This is a genomic window from Gammaproteobacteria bacterium (assembly GCA_013817245.1).
Taxonomy (GTDB): domain Bacteria; phylum Pseudomonadota; class Gammaproteobacteria; order HTCC5015; family HTCC5015; genus JACDDA01.
The window spans coordinates 132,554-150,199 of the sequence record JACDDA010000006.1 but is presented as its reverse complement, the minus strand read 5'-3'; the positions used below and the strand labels follow the sequence as shown (position 1 = coordinate 150,199).

The window sequence follows — 17,646 nt, the reverse complement described above, 5'->3', positions numbered from 1 at the left end:
ACAAACCGACGGCGGCGGCAAGCCATCCGGGCAGCACCAATACCTGCGAGCGTTGCCACGTTGAGAACGACACCATTGGCCTTGCGCAATGGAGCACCAATTGCGGCTCAACCGGCGACACGGATGCGGGCAAAGACTGCATGGATCACGGCCAAGCCAGCGGCAGCGTGACCGGCAACTGCGAAAGCTGCCATAACGGCACGCATGCCTTGGCTAAAACCAAGGCGGATAAGACCGGCCACGTTACTACTTCTGCTCAATGTGATACTTGCCATGTCGTGAAATATACTGATTGGACCGGTGCCACCGGTTTTGATCACTCAGGTGTCACCAGCGGTTGCAGCGCCAGCAATTGCCATAACGACGCTGACACTCATACTCGTAAACGTCCGACCGATCACGTGGGTGGCACCAGTCAAACGGATATGACGACGGCTACTTGTGAAAACTGCCATGGTTATTCGGCAACCGCACCTAAGTGGTTAACGGTTTGTCGCGATACCGATAATTCCGATTGCATGAGTCATGCGGATACTACGGTTGCGAGCAAAACTTGTGTGACATGCCATACATCAAGCAAGTCACCAACGTATGTGCAACGTTATAAAAATGCTACGACGACAGTGCATCCGAATACCACGAATAATTGTCAGAACTGCCATAACAAAAATTCGAGTTCGAAAGGTGTGAATGGCTGGAAGACGAATTGTAATGAAGCCGATGGCAATGCGGATTGTATGCAGCACACTGAAGCTATGAATCCTGCAAATGATTATTGCACCGATTGTCATTACAGCAGTAATCCATGGGGCGCGGATATTTTACCCAGCAGTCTATGTAGTGGTGGTTTAGGTGAGTGTGCTGCTACGGGTGAGCATCCTAATGTAGGTGGGGGCGGCCAAGGCGGAACGGTGGATTTCTGTGGTGATTGTCATACTAGTCGTACTGGTTGGGCTGCTTATACACCCTTTAAACATGCCCGCGTGATTGGTAGTGGTACGGCATCCCTTTGTCATGATTGTCATTACGATAATAGTCATAGCAATAACTGGAGCAACCGCTTATGGGATACACCAGAAGGACATATTGCGCTTAGAGCTTCAGGCGCGACCAATTGCCATAGTTGCCATAAATCTACCGATACAGCCAATGGCTGGAAACCTAATTGTGTAGGTGGTACGTCGACTGGTTACGATACTAATAACAGCACAAAAACCTGTGAAGGCGCACATGCACAAATAGATACAGCAGTCGATAAATGTCAGAACTGCCATTTGGCGGATGCACGTTGGCAAGTGCCAACACGGGATAATGTACGCCTGACAACTAGTAATTTTAATACAACTCATGCGCGTGATATTACTTGTCCACAACACTGCGGTACTTGCCATAAAGTGACGGAAAATTATTGGGGTAATGCACGCGGTACTTGCACTAGTCCTGGGCAGTAGTCCTGGTAATTGATATTTATAAAACTGAGATTGTTTAGTTTTAGTTAATCAGGTAATGACATGATAAGTTGTTAGTTAATTAACTCGTTCGGTAACTTAATTAAGTGATGACCTAAGACCTAGGTTTTTGTACATTACCCTCCATGATGAAATTGGCGATTGATTTGAAAACAGCCTGTACTTTACTTTGTGGATTATTATTGACGACGTCAGTAATGGCTGCGAAGAAACCCCGCGCACCAAAAGCCATACCATTAGTTCAAGGTGTTGATGTGGGTAATCAAATTGACGGCATCTATCGCCAATATAATATTCAATTACATCCACAAACCGCCTATCAAACACACAGCCCGCCGGGTATTACTAAGCAGTTAGATATTTTTATTCGTGCCGAACCGGGTATAGATGAATCGATTCCGGTAGTTGCTGCAGAACCTTCTGTCGCAGTGGCGGAGGTTGTGGCGGTAACTGAAACGTCCGCAGAAAAAGTTGAAACGCCCTCGACCACCGTTGCAACTGATACCGCTACGACGACTGTGCCACTGGTAGCACCGGCGCCTGCTATTAATGTTACGCCGCCACTGACGTATGAAAAACAATCTCTGATTTGGAAAGATCCTGAACAATATCCCATTAAGTCTATTACGGTCGCAAAAGAAGCCGGTCAATATTACAAGCTGACGATAGTGTTTTTCCGTGAAGAGGGTTATCAGCTATTGCCGGATCCTGAGACTCATAAATTAGTGCTTTATATACAAACAAATGCTGAATCAGCAGATGCGGCAGCTAAAGCTGCGGGACGTTTAGCGCCCGATGTAGCACTGGTGGCGAGTGTGCCAGGAGCGGGTGTTGTCGCCACATCAAATAGAGCTGTTGATTCAGCGGCTTTAGGTGCGGAAGCGATCAAAACTTTGCAAGATCAACAAACGCAGTTGCCGATTACGTCCGAAACATTGAGCCGTGCTGATAAATTAATGGATGATGCGCGCCGTGCGATGGCAGAAGAGCGTTATAACGAAGCTACTAGTATTTATGCTGAAGTATTGCGCGAGCCCAGCGGCCCGCATCATCAATACGCGCAAGAATATTTAGCGTTAGCGCATTTTCGAATGGGACGTTATGCTCCTGCGCAAACAGAATATCAGCATTATCTAGATTTATATCCTGATGGCGAAGGCGCTGAACGCGTGCGACAGTTAATGGCGGTGATTTTAACTGCGCGTGCGGAATTGCAAGAACGCCGTGCGAAAGATTTGTTAGAAGAAAAACGTCGAGCCGTTGCTTGGCAGTGGAATGGTAGTGTGTCGCAAAATTTACGCCGCAGTGTGCTAGATGTGAATGTTGATGAATCCAATACGCAAGGCGATACTCGCGATAATGGTGGTTATGCTTTAAGTAGTAATGCTTATATTCGCAGCGGTAAATCAATTGGCCCGACTATGTTTAATTTAGAATTATCGGGCAATCATCAAGATGATCTTTTGGAGCATAGTGGCGCAGATGAAACAGTTGATCGTTTTGTTGCGCGTTTAGAAGGGCAAACTCGCAAATGGGGTGTGCATTTAGGTCGGCAATCACAATCAAGTTTAGGTGCTGCTGGTCGTTTTGATGGTGTGTATGGGGAATATCGTTTAACGCAAGATACGTTATTTGGTTTTGCAACCGGTTCAGAACCTTCACGTGATGAGTTGTTAGAGTCAGATGAGAATCGTCGTTTCAAAAGTGTGATTGGGCAAATTGATAATATTTTTAGCTCAGCAAGCGCGCGTTTTTATCTTGCAGAAGAAGAAAGTGACGGATTTATTAATCGCCAAGGTTTAGGTGTGCGATTGAATTATTTTGATCGGCCGACGCGCAGTAGTTTTTTTGTTATGACCGATTACGATTTGTTGTTTGGAGAAATTAATTTCGTATCGTTACAGCCGACGGTTACGTTGTTTGAGAACTTAAATATTGGTGTGTCGATAGAGGAGCGGAATTCGCCGCAATATCGTATGGACAGCGTTATTACAGGCCAAGGCGTGAGTACGCTACGACAATTTTATGATTTAACGGGTTATACCGAAGCACAAACAATGGAATTGGTTCGTGCGGCGAGTAAGCACGATAAGCAGCGTGCGGTTAATGTTAGTTGGCGTACTCAAGAAGGTTTCTCTTTATCGTTTAATGCTTCGCGCGATATTCAAGCAGCGCAGCCCGCCGTTGCGCCCGTGCCTATTTTAGTTGTGTTAAATAATGCTACCGGCATTCAAGCAACCGGACAGTCCGTGTTTGATAGTTATAATTTTAGCGTGTCACGTAGCGATGAAAAGCAAAACGGTTCTTTGGGTGTTGGTTATAGTACTGGCGCGAATCGCAGCTCTTATTCGATATCGTCTCAAACACAGGTTCGTGTAACTGAAACCGTGCGTTTAGATCCTGGTTTGTCATGGAGCAAATCAGTGGATGATTTGCGCAATGAGAGCAGCAATAGTCTTTACCCCTATCTTCGTATGGAATATGCGCAACAAAACAACCTAAGATTCCAACTCGATTTGGGCGCGAATTTATCTTGGATTAACTCAAATGATCCCGCTCAAGCCCAGCGAGTTACTAAGAACTTTGCTATGGGCATGTCGTACCGTTACAGTTTTTAATGAGAAAACTTCAGGATTGGTGCCAACCGTCCGCTAAACGGCATAACCTCGCAGCTAAACCTAGGCAACGATTGCAGGCATAATGCCTCCAAATTTATTCCATAACCTGTGGTGTTTTTTCGATGTTGGAACAAATATATGCTTTAGCCGTTTTTTATGGGCCAGTGATGGCGATAATTATCGGTTTTTATATGTTCAAGACACGGCGCACAAGTAAAAAAAATGTCGCTTTAAAAAAAGAAATGATTAAAGCCGGTTTAACAGAGCCCGCGTCATTGCATCCAGTGATTGATCCGGGTCTTTGTTTGGGTTGTGGCGCCTGCGTGGACGCTTGTCCTGAAGGCGATGTATTAGGTTTGGTTGCAGGCCGCGCTGAATTAATTAATGCAACACATTGTATTGGTCATGGCGCTTGCAAAGTTGCATGTCCGTTTGATGCGATCACTCTAGTATTTGGCACTGAAAAACGCGGCGTTGATATTCCTACTGTGCAACCTAATTTTGAAACCAATGTACCGGGTATTTTTATTGCTGGTGAATTGGGCGGCATGGGATTAATTCGTAATGCCGTTAATCAAGGTATGCAGGCAATTGATAATGTATGCAAACTTGATGGTGTGGGCAAAAATAATAAATTACCACTGGATGTGGTTGTTGTCGGCGCGGGTCCTGCCGGGTTAGCCGCCACACTTGCTGCGATGGAAAAAAAATTAAAATCACTTACGATCGAACAAGACACTGTTGGCGGCACCGTGGCGCATTATCCGCGCGGTAAAATTGTTATGACTAAACCGGGCAAGCTGCCCATTATCGGCGCATTTAAATTTCGTGAAACTACCAAAGAAGCTTTGGTTGAATTTTGGGCAGACGTGCAGCAAAAAACGGGTTTTCAAGTTAACACCAATGAGCGCGTAGAAAAAATAGAAGCATTAACCGGTAAGCCCGGTTTTCGAGTGACAACTTCTAAAAATAATTATGAAACACGCGCGGTGGTATTAGCGATTGGTCGTCGTGGTACACCGCGTAAAGCCGGTTGCGAAGGCGAAGATTTATCTAAAGTAGTTTATCGTCTTACTGATCCCGAGCAATATCGTGGCCAGCACGTGTTAGTGATTGGTGGTGGTGATAGTGCGTTAGAAGCCGCGCATTCAACGGCTGAACAGCCTAATACTAAAGTGACATTATCTTATCGTAGCGGATCTTTTTCTCGCGCTAAACCAAAAAATCGCGACAAGGTTATGCAGTATGCGCGCGAAGGTAAGTTGGATTTATATTTAGAGTCAGAAGTAGTGAAAATTACTGACAAGATGGTTGCTCTTAAAACCAAAGAAGGTAATTTAGAAATTGAAAATGATGCAGTGGTAGTTTGTATTGGTGGTGATCTGCCAACACCTTTCTTAAAAGCCATTGGTGTCGAAGTCCAAACTAAATTTGGAACGGAGTGATGAATATCGTGAGACAACGTTTACTGCTGTTTTTGGCGCTGGTGCTTGTAACACTGCAAGGTTTTGCGGAAACGATTGATGACGCAAGAGCTGCTACGCGAGTGCGGGATTACGAAAAAGCAGTACAAATTCTGCAAGTGTTATCGGATCAAGGTGATGCTGAGGCGCAATTATTATTGGCATCTATGTATCGTACCGGCCAAGGCGTTAAAAAAAATCTAGAACAAGCGCGTGTGTGGTACGGAAAATCTGCGGAGCAAGGCAATGTCAAAGCGCAATATAATTTAGCGCAAATGCATGAAAATGGGTGGGGCACTGGCGTTAATATTACGGAAGCGCAACGTTTATATAAATTGGCCGCAAAAGCTGGCCATCCACTCGCACAACAAAAAATAGATCACCTAAAAACCATTCAATCAGGCGAGCTGAGCGAATTATCTTCAGAACGTTTAGAAACAGAAAATATGCCTGCAGCCATGCGTCGTGCGGCGCGACGCGGACGTTTAGATTATGTGCGTTATTACGTCAGCAAAGGCGTAGATGTTAATGCAATAGATGATGTTGGTCGTGCAGCGATTCATGAAGCCGTCGAAGCGGGTAATGTCGACATGGTGGAATATCTTATTAGTCAGAACGCGAATATTAATTTAGCCGATCAATTTTCAGAAACGCCGCTAATTTTAGCGGCGCGTCATCGTTATCCTGCGGTAGCACGTTTATTGTTAGCACATGAGGCAAATATTAATGCACATGATCGTTCTGGAGATACTTCATTAATTATTGCAGCAGGCAAAGATGACGAAGAGATGGTGGCTGTTTTAATTGAAAACGAAGCCGCATTGGACATTCGTAATGGTGGTGATTGGACGGCTGCGGAAATAGCGCAATTACGCGGTTATAAAAAAATGGTAGCGCGCTTGATAAAAGCGGGCGCTAAGCCGCCGGCTAGCGATAAAGTAAAATCCGATAACGTCGCGCAGTGGATAGAAAAGCAGCGCCAAGCAGGCGCGGAGCTCGCGGGTAATTACAAAGATTGGCCGCCTATATCGGTAGCGGTGTGGCGCAATAATGCGGAGATGGTTGATTCTTTATTAGCATTGCCTCAAACCAATGTTAACGCCAAAGATCCAGAAGGGTACACGCCGTTATTGCGCGCCGTGCGCCAGGGTTATCTTGATTACGCAAGTAAATTACTGGCTAAAGGCGCGAACATTGAAGCGACTGTTGGTGGCATGACACCTTTATTAATGGCCATTAAATACGGTTATCCTGAAGTGGTGACTTTGTTAATCGCTAAAGGTGCAAATTTAAAAGCAGTGACCAGCGATGGCGCAGATGCATTAGTGTTAGCGCTACAGTGGGAGCGCGGCAAAATTTTAGATCAGCTGATTAATAAAGGTCTTACTACCGATAAAACGATCGGCGAATTTAAACGTACGCCTCTTATGGTGGCAGCGCGTTCGCGAATGGGGGCAGGTTTAACAAAAGTGATGTCGTTTTCAAAAGATGTTAATGCGGTGGATGTTGATAGCCGTACAGCGCTGTGGTTTTCAGCGGAACAAGGAGACGCGATTGGTGCTGATTTGTTAATTAAGCGCGGCGCAAAAGTAGACATGCAAGATCGTGATAAAACTACCGCGTTAATGTTGGCTGCGCAAGGCGGACATTATGATGTTGCTAAAGCATTGATGAAAGCGGGAGCTAATGTAAATTTAACTTCCAGTACCGGTAATACGGCTTTATCGTTTGCTGCGATCAAGGGCCGGGAAAATATTGCGCAATTGTTAATTGATAATGGTGCGGAAATAGAAGTACGGAATAGTTTGGATAATACGCCGCTAATGTTGGCTGTTGAAGGCAACCATTTACCGGTTGTAAAACGTTTAGTGAAAGCGGGTGCTAATATAAAGCGTAGGAATCGACGCGGCATGGATTCTATTGCGATTGCGGAACAAATGAGCCGTAAGGAAATTGTTAAGTATCTGCGCGAAGCTAAATAAAATTTAAAACGTTAGTTATTATTTCGCATTTCGCATTTCGCATTTCGCATTTCGCATTTCGCATTTCGTATAACGTTTAATGCAAGATAATAAAAAAACGCGCCACTCATTGCTCACGATGGCGCGTTTTTTATTGCTGGTAAAATGTTATTTTATTTTATCGAGTGTTTTTACCATGTAAAGATTTTTGAATTCACGGCCGTCTAGTCTAGAGCTAGTAAAGCTTTCGACAAAAACCGCACTGGACGCATCAAATTTAGCTTTGTCACCAATTTTTACAGCAGGATTTTGTGCGGCAATCCATACTGGCCCGCCCTTAGTGTGTAATTGCACATAGGTGATACCGCCGTCGCTGGTAGGAATAATTTCTTTCACCATGCCGACATCTTGTTCGCTGGCGGTGGCAGTGGCTTTGTCGACTAAACTGCCTTTAGGAGCTTTGTCGGCAAAAGCGTCAACGGCTGCTTGGCCTTCAGCTTGTTCAGGGGCAACAGCAGGCGCGCCCCATGGATCATGTTGAGCAATAGAAGGGTCAGTATTAGCCGGTGCAACAGCATTGTCTGCTGCTTTATTATCATCAGTCGATTCGCCGCAAGCGGTTAAAAAGCTCAAAAGCGTCAAAATACAAAGGGCGCGTGTCAAAGACATGGAAGGTTCTCCGCGAGAGGTTGCTAATAAAAAATAATAACGTGGCCAGCAGCTTAGCATGGGCGACTTTATCTGCCTACTCTACTGCCTGCGATTAAAATGCATGAGTGCGCCACGTTAATTAAACGTTTATTTTTTAGCTTAACTGAATGAACGTTAGGTAAGATTTCTCGGTAATATTTACGCGGTTGGTTTTAATCCGGGCTGAGGTTGAAGCGTTTGAGGTTGCGGTGGGTTATGACGATAGCCGTGCCAAGGTATTTCTGATGTACTTTGCTGTAATTGAATTTTGTATTGCATAGACGTAATAGAATGATTGGTTGGACGAGCTTAGTTAAACAAGGAACAAAGATATGAATCAACATAAAAATGCTCCTGATCGTAAACCGCGTGGGACTTTGGTTATGCGTACGATGGCGATGCCCGCAGATACTAATTCTAATGGCGACATTTTTGGTGGCTGGGTGATGTCGCAAATGGATTTGGGCGCAGGCGTGTTAGCGAAACAAACTGCGCAACGTCGAGTCACCACAGTCGCCGTCGATGCGATGTCGTTTTTATTTCCGGTGCATGTAGGTGATTTAGTCAGTGTGTATGCTGAATTAGGTGATTTAGGTACTACCTCGATGCGTATTAATGTTGAGGTTTGGGTAGAGCGGAATATGATTGGTCGACCGGTATGTGTTACGCAAGGGCGTTTTTCGTTTGTGGCAATTGATGAAACCGGTAGACCGATACCCATTCGAATTCGCGAACCGCGTTAATTTTTATTTATGTCCGCATCACGCGCGTTGGTTTATTTTGCACATGGTAAAGAAAGCGGTCCGTGGGGTACCAAAATTATTGAATTAGCAAAAGTTGCCCGCGATTTTAATTGCGAGGTGGTGAGCGGCGACTTTCGTGGTATTGATGATCCTGAGCAACGGGTGGATTATTTGTTAAAGAATTTTCCTGCTATGTCTAATACGCACACACCTCTTGTACTAGTAGGTTCGAGTATGGGTGCATATGTAGTGGCAAGTGCCGCTGAACAATTAAAACCGCAAGGTTTATATTTGTTAGCGCCTGCAATTGGGCTACCTGGTTTTGGCCGGCAAAATATACATGCGGTTACGCAGGTGATGGAAGTTGTGCATGGTTGGAATGACGAGATTGTACCGGTGCAATACGCAATTCAATTTTCTCAACAACATAAAAGCAGTTTGCATTTAGTTAATGATGAGCATCGCTTGATCGCAAGTTTGCCTCAGATAACGCAATGGTTCGCTTATTTTCTACGCCGCACCTTGAGCTTATAAATAAACTCTTAACGCACCGCCGGACGTTGCATTAATACGGCAGTAGTATTAATAGAACGTTGAATTTGATTGCGCCACAATCGAATTTTCATTTTGTCGCCAGGTTTGTGTTGAGTAATGCGCGTTAACATTGCATGGGAGTTGTTAATTGGGTCATTGTCAATGTGCGTGATGATGTCGCCAATTTGTAAACCGGCTTTATCCGCAGGACCGTTTGGATAAATATCAGTAACCCAAACACCATCGGGCACTTTTTGTTTTACAGCTTTTGGTAAATCATGCGCGCCTACGCCTAACCAACCGCGAATGACTTTGCCGTGATGAAATAATTCTTTAAAAATTTCGCCCGCCATATTGCTGGGAATGGCGAAACCAATACCTTCATAACCACCGGATTGGCTTACGATGGCGCTGTTAATACCGACTAATTCACCATGAGTGTTTACTAATGCACCACCTGAATTGCCAGGATTAATCGCGGCATCGGTTTGTAAAAAATTTTCAAACGTAGATAAACCTAATTGTTGTCGCCCGGTCGCTGAAATGATCCCCATCGTTACTGTTTGGCCAATACCTAATGGGTTGCCGATCGCTAAGACGACATCGCCAACATGTAATACATCTGAATTGCCAATTGCGATGGCTTGTAAATTAGTCGCGTCGATTTTTAAAATGGCTAAATCCGTTTCTATATCTGCGCCGACGAGAGCGGCGGCAAAGTCACGACCATCGCGTAATGAAACGCGAATATCGTCGGCTCCTTTAATCACGTGATAATTAGTGGCGATATAACCTTGAGCATTAATAATGACGCCCGAACCTAAACCGGTTTCAACGCGATAACGTGGCCGCGCATAAAGCAAAGTATCAAAAGGTGATTGCGAGACGGCGACTTTTTTTGCGGTGTAGATATTAACTACCGCAGGTGCCGCACGTTCTACGGCGCTTGCGTAAGAAACAGGACCGGTACCTAAATTGAGCGGTGTAACAATCGCGGCGTCATTGGATTCTGCAGTGTCATTGTTTATGACGGGCGTAGTGTCAGTCGGTGTTGATGGATTCGGTTGCGGGATTAACCATAACAAAAGTAGCGCTGCTACAATGCCTAATAAAGCCGTTTTGGCGATAAATGATGCGTGTTTCATAAGGACCTATGACCAACATTAATGAAATCGTGGCTTATACACACAGCTTGTTGCGTGTTGATGATTTTCGTGATTATTGCCCGAATGGCTTGCAAGTGGAAGGCCGCTCAGAAGTGCAGCGCATTGTTGCGGGTGTGACGGCTTCACAACAATTAGTGGATGCTGCCATTGCTGCGCGCGCGGATATGTTATTAGTACATCACGGTTATTTTTGGCGCGATGAAAATCCGGCGATTGTTGGCATCAAGCGTCAACGTATTGCTGCCTTGTTGCAACACGGTATTAATTTGGTTGCCTATCACCTACCGTTAGATGCGCATCTTTTGTACGGCAATAATGCTGGCTTAGCAGCACAGATGGGTTGGCAAATAGAAGGTGTAAGCGGTCACGGCGCGGCGAAACAATTGCTGTTCTACGGTCGATTACCTAAAGCGTTGACTGTGAGCGAAGTCAGCGCCTCGATTCAACAGGGATTACAGCGGGAGCCGCTCTGTTTATCTGGCGGCGATAAACTAATTGAACGTATCGCGTGGTGTACCGGCGGCGCTCAAGGTTTTTTTGAACAAGCGATTGCTTTAGGTGTGGATGCTTATATAACGGGTGAAGCCTCGGAACAGCAAACCCATTTAGCGGCTGAAAGCGGTGTGCATTTTATTGCAGCAGGACATCACGCTACTGAATGTTATGGCCCCCGCAATTTAGCGGCGCATTTAGGGCAGCATTTTCAACTCGAGCATCGTTTTATTGAAATTTCTAATCCGGTTTAAAGCCTTTCGTAAGCCGTGCTGGTGATTCCCTTACAAAATTTGTTACAATCCGCACGCTTTCACTAGCAGCAAACCTGTCTTTAGTTATGCCTTGATAGGTCTTTTTGAAAATACTGAATTCAACCTGAATTCAACCGGGATTTCCGTCGGGAGAAATGAATGTCATCGGGTAGTTTTGATACCAGCGGCGTTGACAAAGAGCGTCGTCTCTTTGTAATTGCCGGAACCAGTGCCGTCGGCGCAGTGGGCGCTTTAGGCGCGACCGTAGCCGGCATTCAATATATGTTGCCTAGCGAAAAAGCCAAATCATTGGGTGCGCCTGTTGAAGTTGATATTAGTCAGCTTGAAGCCGGCATGAAAATGACCGTTAAATGGCAAGGCAAGCCTGTTTGGATCGTGCGTCGTACCGACAGCATGCTGCAAACCCTAGGTTCCTTGACCGATAATTTAGCGGATCCTGCGTCAGAAAATACAGATCAACAACCCGAATATGCGCGTAATGAGCATCGCTCATTAAAAGCCGAATATTTAGTGATGGTGGGTATTTGTACGCACTTAGGTTGTTCACCTATGTATAAGCCTGAACCCGGCGCAGCAGGTCTGCCCGCCGATTGGAAAGGCGGATTTTTCTGTCCTTGCCACGGCTCGCGTTTTGATTTAGCAGGTCGCGTATTCAAAGGCGTACCCGCGCCCGACAATATGCCGGTGCCGCCACATCATTACATCAATGACAACATCATCTTAGTAGGTGAGGACGCCTAATGAATAAATGGCTGACGGATACATTGGGTTGGGTTGACGCACGTTATCCCTTGTCCAAATTGTGGAAAGAACATTTAAGTGAATACTATGCTCCGAAGAATTTTAATTTCTGGTACTACTTCGGCTCCTTAGCGTTGTTAGTGCTGGTTATTCAAATTGTGACCGGCATTTTCTTAACCATGAATTATAAACCGGATGCAAATTTAGCGTTTGCTTCGGTTGAATACATCATGCGTGAAGTCGCTTGGGGCGATGTCATCCGCAATATGCATGCAACGGGCGCTTCCGCGTTTTTTGTCGTGGTTTATTTGCATATGTTCCGTGGTTTAATTTACGGTTCTTATCAAAAACCCCGGGAATTAATTTGGATTTTCGGCATGTTAATTTTCCTAACCTTGATGGGCGAAGCCTTTTTTGGTTATTTGCTGCCGTGGGGACAAATGTCGTTTTGGGGCGCACAAGTGATTATTTCACTCTTTAGTGCGATTCCTTTTATTGGTGATGGCTTGTCATTGTGGTTACGTGGTGATTATGTGGTTGCAGACGCAACGCTCAATCGCTTTTTTGCATTACACGTTATTGCTTTGCCATTAGTGTTAGTAGGTTTAGTTGCGGCTCATCTTATTGCTTTACATGAAGTCGGCTCTAACAATCCAGATGGCGTGGAAATCAAGAAAAAGAAAAACGAATTAGGTGTTCCGTTAGATGGTATTCCTTTTCATCCGTATTACACCGTAAAAGATATTTTTGGGGTCGGTGTATTCTTGATTGTGTTCACCATTATTGTGTTTTATATCCCCGAATTTTTCGGTTATTTCCAAGAGCACGATAATTTTATTCCTGCTGATCCTTTGAAAACGCCTGAACATATCAAACCTGTATGGTATTTCACGCCGTTTTACGCCATTTTGCGTGCCATCCCCTCTAAATTAGGCGGCGTGATGGCGATGGGCGCAGCAGTCATGGTGTTGTTTTTCTTGCCGTGGTTAGATCGATGCAAAGTGCGTTCAATTCGTTATCGTTCATTGGCGTACAAAATAAATCTGACCGCATTTATTATTGCCTTTGTGGTGTTGGGTTACTTGGGTATGCAGCCTGTTGAACCGTTATTCACGCTTATTTCGCAGTTGTGTACTTTGATTTATTTTGGATTTTTTGGTGTGTTGTTCTTTATTAGTCGTAATGAAAACACAAAGCCTGAGCCAGAAAGAGTGACGTACAAATGAAAAAAATCTTGGTAGCAATATTGTTGGTGTTGGCGCCTTGTGTCGTTATGGCAAGCGGCAGTAAATTTAAGTTAGAAGATGCCAATATTGATTTGAGTGATAAAGCCTCTTTACAACGTGGCGCAAAATATTTTGTTAATTATTGTATGGGTTGTCATTCGTTATCTTATCAACGTTACAACATCATGGGCCGTGATTTAGATTTAACGAAAGAAGAGCTACAAAACAATCTGATCTTTACGCGTAGTGCAGAAGGTGAATCTACAAAAGTAGGTGCATTAATGGAAACTGCCATGACACCTGCTTATGCTGAGAAAGTATTTGGTATTGTGCCGATGAATTTATCAGTAGTGGCACGTTCGCGCAGTCCAGATTGGTTGTATACCTATCTAAAAAGTTTTTACGTGAATGATGCTGGCAAAGTTGATAACCCTTTATTGCCAGGCGTAAGTATGCCGCATGTATTGTGGGAATTGCAGGGTTGGCAAAAAGCCATCACGCATACGCAAAAAGATGCAGAAGGCAATGAGCATATTACGATTAGCAGTTTAGAAATGGTTACGCCCGGTCAATTAAGCGCCACCGAATATGATGCGGTAGTGAGAGACTTAACCAACTTTTTGACTTATACCGCAGATCCTCGTCGTGCTGAACGACATGCTACTGGTATCTGGGTGTTATTATTTTTAGTGGTCTTTACGGCTATGGCATACGCTTTAAAGAAAGAGTATTGGCGCGACATTTCTTAATGTCGGCTTGACTTAGGTTTTAGGAGCGTTAATGGTTACTGTTGCGACCCGTCGATCGATTATGACGCTATATTCTGCTGCAGATTGTGCACGCAGCCACCGTGTCCGCATGGTACTGAAAGAAAAAGATATAACTGTTGATGTGGTAGATGTTGATCTCAATAACAAACCCGCTGATTTGTACGATGTTAATCAAACGGGTAATTTGCCAACATTGGTGGATCGAGATTTAGTTTTACCTGAATCACGTCTTATCATGGAATACCTGGATGAGCGTTATCCGCATCCGCCTTTGTTGCCAGTAGACCCTGTCAGTCGCGCAAAATGTCGCCTTGTCATTCATCACATTGAAGAACAATGGTACACACGTTTAGATGAATTGATTGATGGCACGCCTAGTCAAGTTGAAAAGGCGCGCAAATACTTAGCTGAAAATATTACTCAAATGGCTCGATTGTTTGATGATCATCGTTCGTATTTTTTAGGTGAAGAAATGACGTTGGTGGATTGTTTTGCGTTACCGATTTTGTGGCGTTTAGATTATTACCGTGTTGAATTACCTAAGGATGCAAAAACTATTATGCAATACGCTACCCGCGTATTTGAAAGACCCTCATTTCGTGCAAGTCTTACTGAAACCGAGCGTAATTTACGGTCTTAGTCACTAGTATCTGTTGCAGCGCTTGCGGTAAGCTAGCGCTATGACATCCAGCCGCCCTTATTTAATTCGCGCCATTTACCAGTGGATTGTAGATAACAATTCTACGCCGCATTTATTGGTTGACGTTGCTGTTGACGGCGTCGAAGTACCTAATGAACATATCGATAATGGCAAAATTATTTTGAATGTTGGCCCTATGGCCGTACAGAATTTAATTTTAGGTAACGACTCCATTGAATTTAGCGCGCGCTTTAGTGGCCAGTCACGCCTTATATCTGTACCCAGTCACGCGGTCTTAGCAATATACGCGCGTGAAAATGGTCAAGGCATGGTGTTTAATGATGAACCGCGTGGTGACACTCCTATCGGCGCAGGTAAAACCACGGATATAAATAGTGGTGCGAAGAAGGCAGATAATAAATCTAAAAAACCTAATTTGCGGATCGTTAAGTAAGTTCGTTAATAAACGCGTTTTTAATCCACTCAATGTTTATGTTACCGCTGAATGCTTCGCCCTCGATGCTAATCACATCAAAGCGCGCTTCACTATCGGCTAATTTTTTGTGGCTGTTTAAATAGGTTTGTGCGGCTAAAATTAAACGTTGTTGTTTATTACGAGTAACACTGGCTAAAGCGCCGCCGAAGTTTTGATTTTTGCGGTAACGAACCTCGGTAAATACCAGCACGTGGGCGTCTTGCATAATCAGATCAATCTCGCCACGAGCCGTATTAAAATTTCGTTCTATTAAAAGCAAATTTTGTTTTTTTAAATACGCTAACGCCGTATCTTCGGCCCATACGCCTAATTGTTTTTTATCATTCATCCGGTTGTAATGCAAAAATATCATCAGATGATAATGCTTGTTGCAGATGACTAAGATTCAGCGTTTCGGGTGTTCCTTGTTTATTAAATTTAGCCCATTGTGATTCGCGACTGATACGATTTTGCGAATCTACAGAAAGGCTGCCGGTCAAGCCGGGAAAACGATTTAAAGGATTCTGAATCAAATCATTTAAGTGCGGAATTAAATGATAAGCATCCATCCCAAAAGCAAACAAACGTGGATAACGTTGCATATGCTGCGGCCAGGTTTCACGTGTGCTTTGTTGATTGTTTTGTAACAACCAGGGAATATCGGTAAACTTTATACCGACTAGTTCGCGATTATAGATAGAGTTGGTATTGCCATCGTAAATGTACGACGTAGAGTAAATGGGTAAATCGCCTGCATAGAAAAATGCCAGCTGCGCTTTTAAGCTGCGTGCTTTGTCAGGTGATGCGACTAAGAAAATCATGTCTACATCTTGACGGCGGCGTGGTTCAAATTCGGTTTTTATATTTAAAGTGCTCGTTAAACTTGCATGACGTGCGTGGCTAGATTGTAAGCGTAAGGCGTTTTCAATAATGTCGCTTTGATTATGTGAATCCGCTGCATAACTCTCGTTAGCGACCACTTGGCCACCCAGACGCGCGTATTCTATTTTGAATGCGTCGCTTAAACGTTCACCAAGATTATTACGCGGCGCAAGAATAATGGCGCGCGTTTGGCCCGTCATGATCGCAATGCGCGCGATTTGTTTGGCTTCGTCTTCAGGGCGTAACGCGTATTGCACTACCCATTTGGACGATAAGCTGTTTTCGTCAACCGCATTTAACGTCAAGATAGGTTTACGAGTTTTGTTAGGTTGCGCTTCGGCTTGTTTAATTAATTCGGTTACCGCAACTTTATCTAAGGGGCCGACGACTAATTCGGCGCCTTCTTGAACGGCTTGTTGATACAGCGCAGTAATATTATTACTTTGTTCGCCGCTATCGTAAATTTTAATAATCGGGCGTTCAGTGCTGTCTTGATCAAAATATGCACTTAAAAAACCATCGCGAATAGTTTCGGCCATTGCAGAAAAACGACCCGTTAACGGTAATAACAGCGCGACTTGTGGTGGATAACGTTTAGCGCCGCCGAGCATCGCTTGTTGCGGCACATTTAATGTTTGATTAACGGGGTGACTGGCAAAACGTTGTTGCCAATTGCGTAAGGCATCGCTGCGAGCAGGTGTTTCTTCTGGTGTTGTTTGTAATACTTCGCCTAAGGCCAACCATCCGCGTAGGATTGAATCGCGGCTGCTGGTATCGCGTAGATTATTAATTGGCACTTGTTTGAGTAAATCTAACATAAGCAGATGATTAGTATGACGTGCTTGCGGATCGGTTAATAATTTATCAAGTTCCATGCGTGCTAATAAACTATCGTAAGCATACGCTAAATGAGCGAGAGCCAGCGCGCGGGTTTCCCACGCCGTGGCGCGTAGATGTACCGATTGTTGCGCATTTAATGTTGGTAATAGTTGAATGGCTTTAGCGTATTGATTTTGTGCTAACGCTAAACGCGCGCGAATCAATGCAAGCCGTGGTTTGTAAATCACTTCTAAGCGTTGCACATCCACTTGATTAAGTTGTTGTTCAGCGGCGGGAATTTGATTTTGGTCTAATAGCAATTCGCTGATGAGGAGTTGGTAATAAGCGCGTTGGTTAGGATTGCTAGCCGTGCTTATTTTATTTTTATACGTTTGCATTTGATTAGCATCGGCTGCGGCATCGCGGGTGCTGCTGGCGAGACTCATGTCATCGCCCGATGGTTTAGATTGGCTGGATTTTTTAGCGGTGCCTGCGCACGCTGTAAGGAATAATATCGCGCAAGCGCATATTAAGATTGATAATCCAGAAAAACGTGCGTGAGAGTGGCGCATAAAATGATACTCAATAGTCAGTTTACTGATTGCGCTACCTTGTATGATAGGTGGCGCAATGAATGACGAGGTGACGAATGCCGGGCAGTATCTGGTCTGTTTCTCGTAGT

Annotated in this window: 16 protein-coding genes; 12 read left to right on the top strand and 4 right to left on the bottom strand. The window is 44.5% G+C overall.

Features of this window, described 5'->3' with window-relative positions; all coding sequences use genetic code 11:
* From H0W44_08945 to H0W44_08930, 4 genes are all read left to right on the top strand, one after another.
* A partial coding sequence (locus H0W44_08945; GenBank protein MBA3582561.1) for a hypothetical protein occupies positions 1-1,451 on the top strand: 1,451 nt, incomplete at its 5' end.
* A 215-nt stretch (positions 1,452-1,666) separates the two neighbouring features.
* Positions 1,667-4,087 carry a hypothetical protein gene (locus H0W44_08940; protein MBA3582560.1) on the top strand — a complete coding sequence of 807 codons (2,421 nt, stop codon included), beginning with the start codon at positions 1,667-1,669 and terminating at the stop codon, positions 4,085-4,087.
* Between the two features lie 167 nt (positions 4,088-4,254).
* On the top strand, positions 4,255-5,532 hold the full coding sequence (locus H0W44_08935) for an NAD(P)-binding domain-containing protein (GenBank protein MBA3582559.1): 1,278 nt from the start codon (positions 4,255-4,257) through the stop codon (positions 5,530-5,532).
* Entirely contained in the window at positions 5,532-7,532 is a 2,001-nt protein-coding gene (locus H0W44_08930; GenBank protein ID MBA3582558.1) for an ankyrin repeat domain-containing protein, read from the top strand. The genes H0W44_08935 and H0W44_08930 overlap by 1 nt, the downstream gene beginning before the upstream one ends.
* Before the next feature lie 147 nt (positions 7,533-7,679).
* Here H0W44_08930 and H0W44_08925 read toward each other — a convergent pair whose 3' ends face one another.
* Positions 7,680-8,180 carry a hypothetical protein gene (locus tag H0W44_08925; protein MBA3582557.1) on the bottom strand — a complete coding sequence of 167 codons (501 nt, stop codon included), beginning with the start codon at positions 8,178-8,180 and terminating at the stop codon, positions 7,680-7,682.
* Between the two features lie 353 nt (positions 8,181-8,533).
* On the opposite strand from H0W44_08925, the gene H0W44_08920 reads away from it, so the two are divergent.
* Positions 8,534-8,944, top strand: coding sequence for an acyl-CoA thioesterase (locus H0W44_08920; protein MBA3582556.1), 411 nt, complete (start codon positions 8,534-8,536; stop codon positions 8,942-8,944).
* Positions 8,945-8,953: 9 nt separating this feature from the next.
* Positions 8,954-9,478, top strand: coding sequence for an alpha/beta fold hydrolase (locus H0W44_08915; protein MBA3582555.1), 525 nt, complete (start codon positions 8,954-8,956; stop codon positions 9,476-9,478).
* Between the two features lie 8 nt (positions 9,479-9,486).
* Here the strand turns inward: H0W44_08915 and H0W44_08910 are convergent, their stop codons facing one another.
* Entirely contained in the window at positions 9,487-10,623 is a 1,137-nt protein-coding gene (locus tag H0W44_08910) for a trypsin-like peptidase domain-containing protein (protein MBA3582554.1), read from the bottom strand.
* 8 nt (positions 10,624-10,631) lie between these two features.
* Between H0W44_08910 and H0W44_08905 the strand changes: the two genes are divergently transcribed.
* The 6 genes from H0W44_08905 (at position 10,632) to H0W44_08880 (ending at position 15,242) form a co-directional block, all read left to right on the top strand.
* A complete protein-coding gene (locus tag H0W44_08905; GenBank protein ID MBA3582553.1) occupies positions 10,632-11,390 on the top strand; it encodes a Nif3-like dinuclear metal center hexameric protein in 759 nt (252 codons plus the stop codon).
* Positions 11,391-11,549: 159 nt separating this feature from the next.
* Positions 11,550-12,152 carry a ubiquinol-cytochrome c reductase iron-sulfur subunit gene (gene petA / locus H0W44_08900; protein MBA3582552.1) on the top strand — a complete coding sequence of 201 codons (603 nt, stop codon included), beginning with the start codon at positions 11,550-11,552 and terminating at the stop codon, positions 12,150-12,152.
* Complete coding sequence (locus H0W44_08895; GenBank protein MBA3582551.1) at positions 12,152-13,378, top strand: cytochrome b N-terminal domain-containing protein; 1,227 nt, start codon at positions 12,152-12,154, stop codon at positions 13,376-13,378. Before petA ends, H0W44_08895 begins: the two co-directional genes overlap by 1 nt.
* Entirely contained in the window at positions 13,375-14,127 is a 753-nt protein-coding gene (locus tag H0W44_08890) for a cytochrome c1 (protein ID MBA3582550.1), read from the top strand. The genes H0W44_08895 and H0W44_08890 overlap by 4 nt, the downstream gene beginning before the upstream one ends.
* 31 nt (positions 14,128-14,158) lie before the next feature.
* Complete coding sequence (locus H0W44_08885; protein MBA3582549.1) at positions 14,159-14,788, top strand: glutathione S-transferase N-terminal domain-containing protein; 630 nt, start codon at positions 14,159-14,161, stop codon at positions 14,786-14,788.
* 40 nt (positions 14,789-14,828) lie between these two features.
* Positions 14,829-15,242 (top strand): ClpXP protease specificity-enhancing factor, encoded by a 414-nt coding sequence (locus H0W44_08880; GenBank protein MBA3582548.1) that lies wholly within the window; start codon positions 14,829-14,831, stop codon positions 15,240-15,242.
* Here the strand turns inward: H0W44_08880 and H0W44_08875 are convergent.
* A complete protein-coding gene (locus tag H0W44_08875) occupies positions 15,235-15,636 on the bottom strand; it encodes a YraN family protein (protein MBA3582547.1) in 402 nt (133 codons plus the stop codon). The genes H0W44_08880 and H0W44_08875 overlap by 8 nt on opposite strands.
* Positions 15,605-17,410, bottom strand: coding sequence for a penicillin-binding protein activator (locus H0W44_08870; protein ID MBA3582546.1), 1,806 nt, complete (start codon positions 17,408-17,410; stop codon positions 15,605-15,607). Before H0W44_08870 ends, H0W44_08875 begins: the two co-directional genes overlap by 32 nt.
* Positions 17,411-17,646 lie beyond the last annotated feature (236 nt).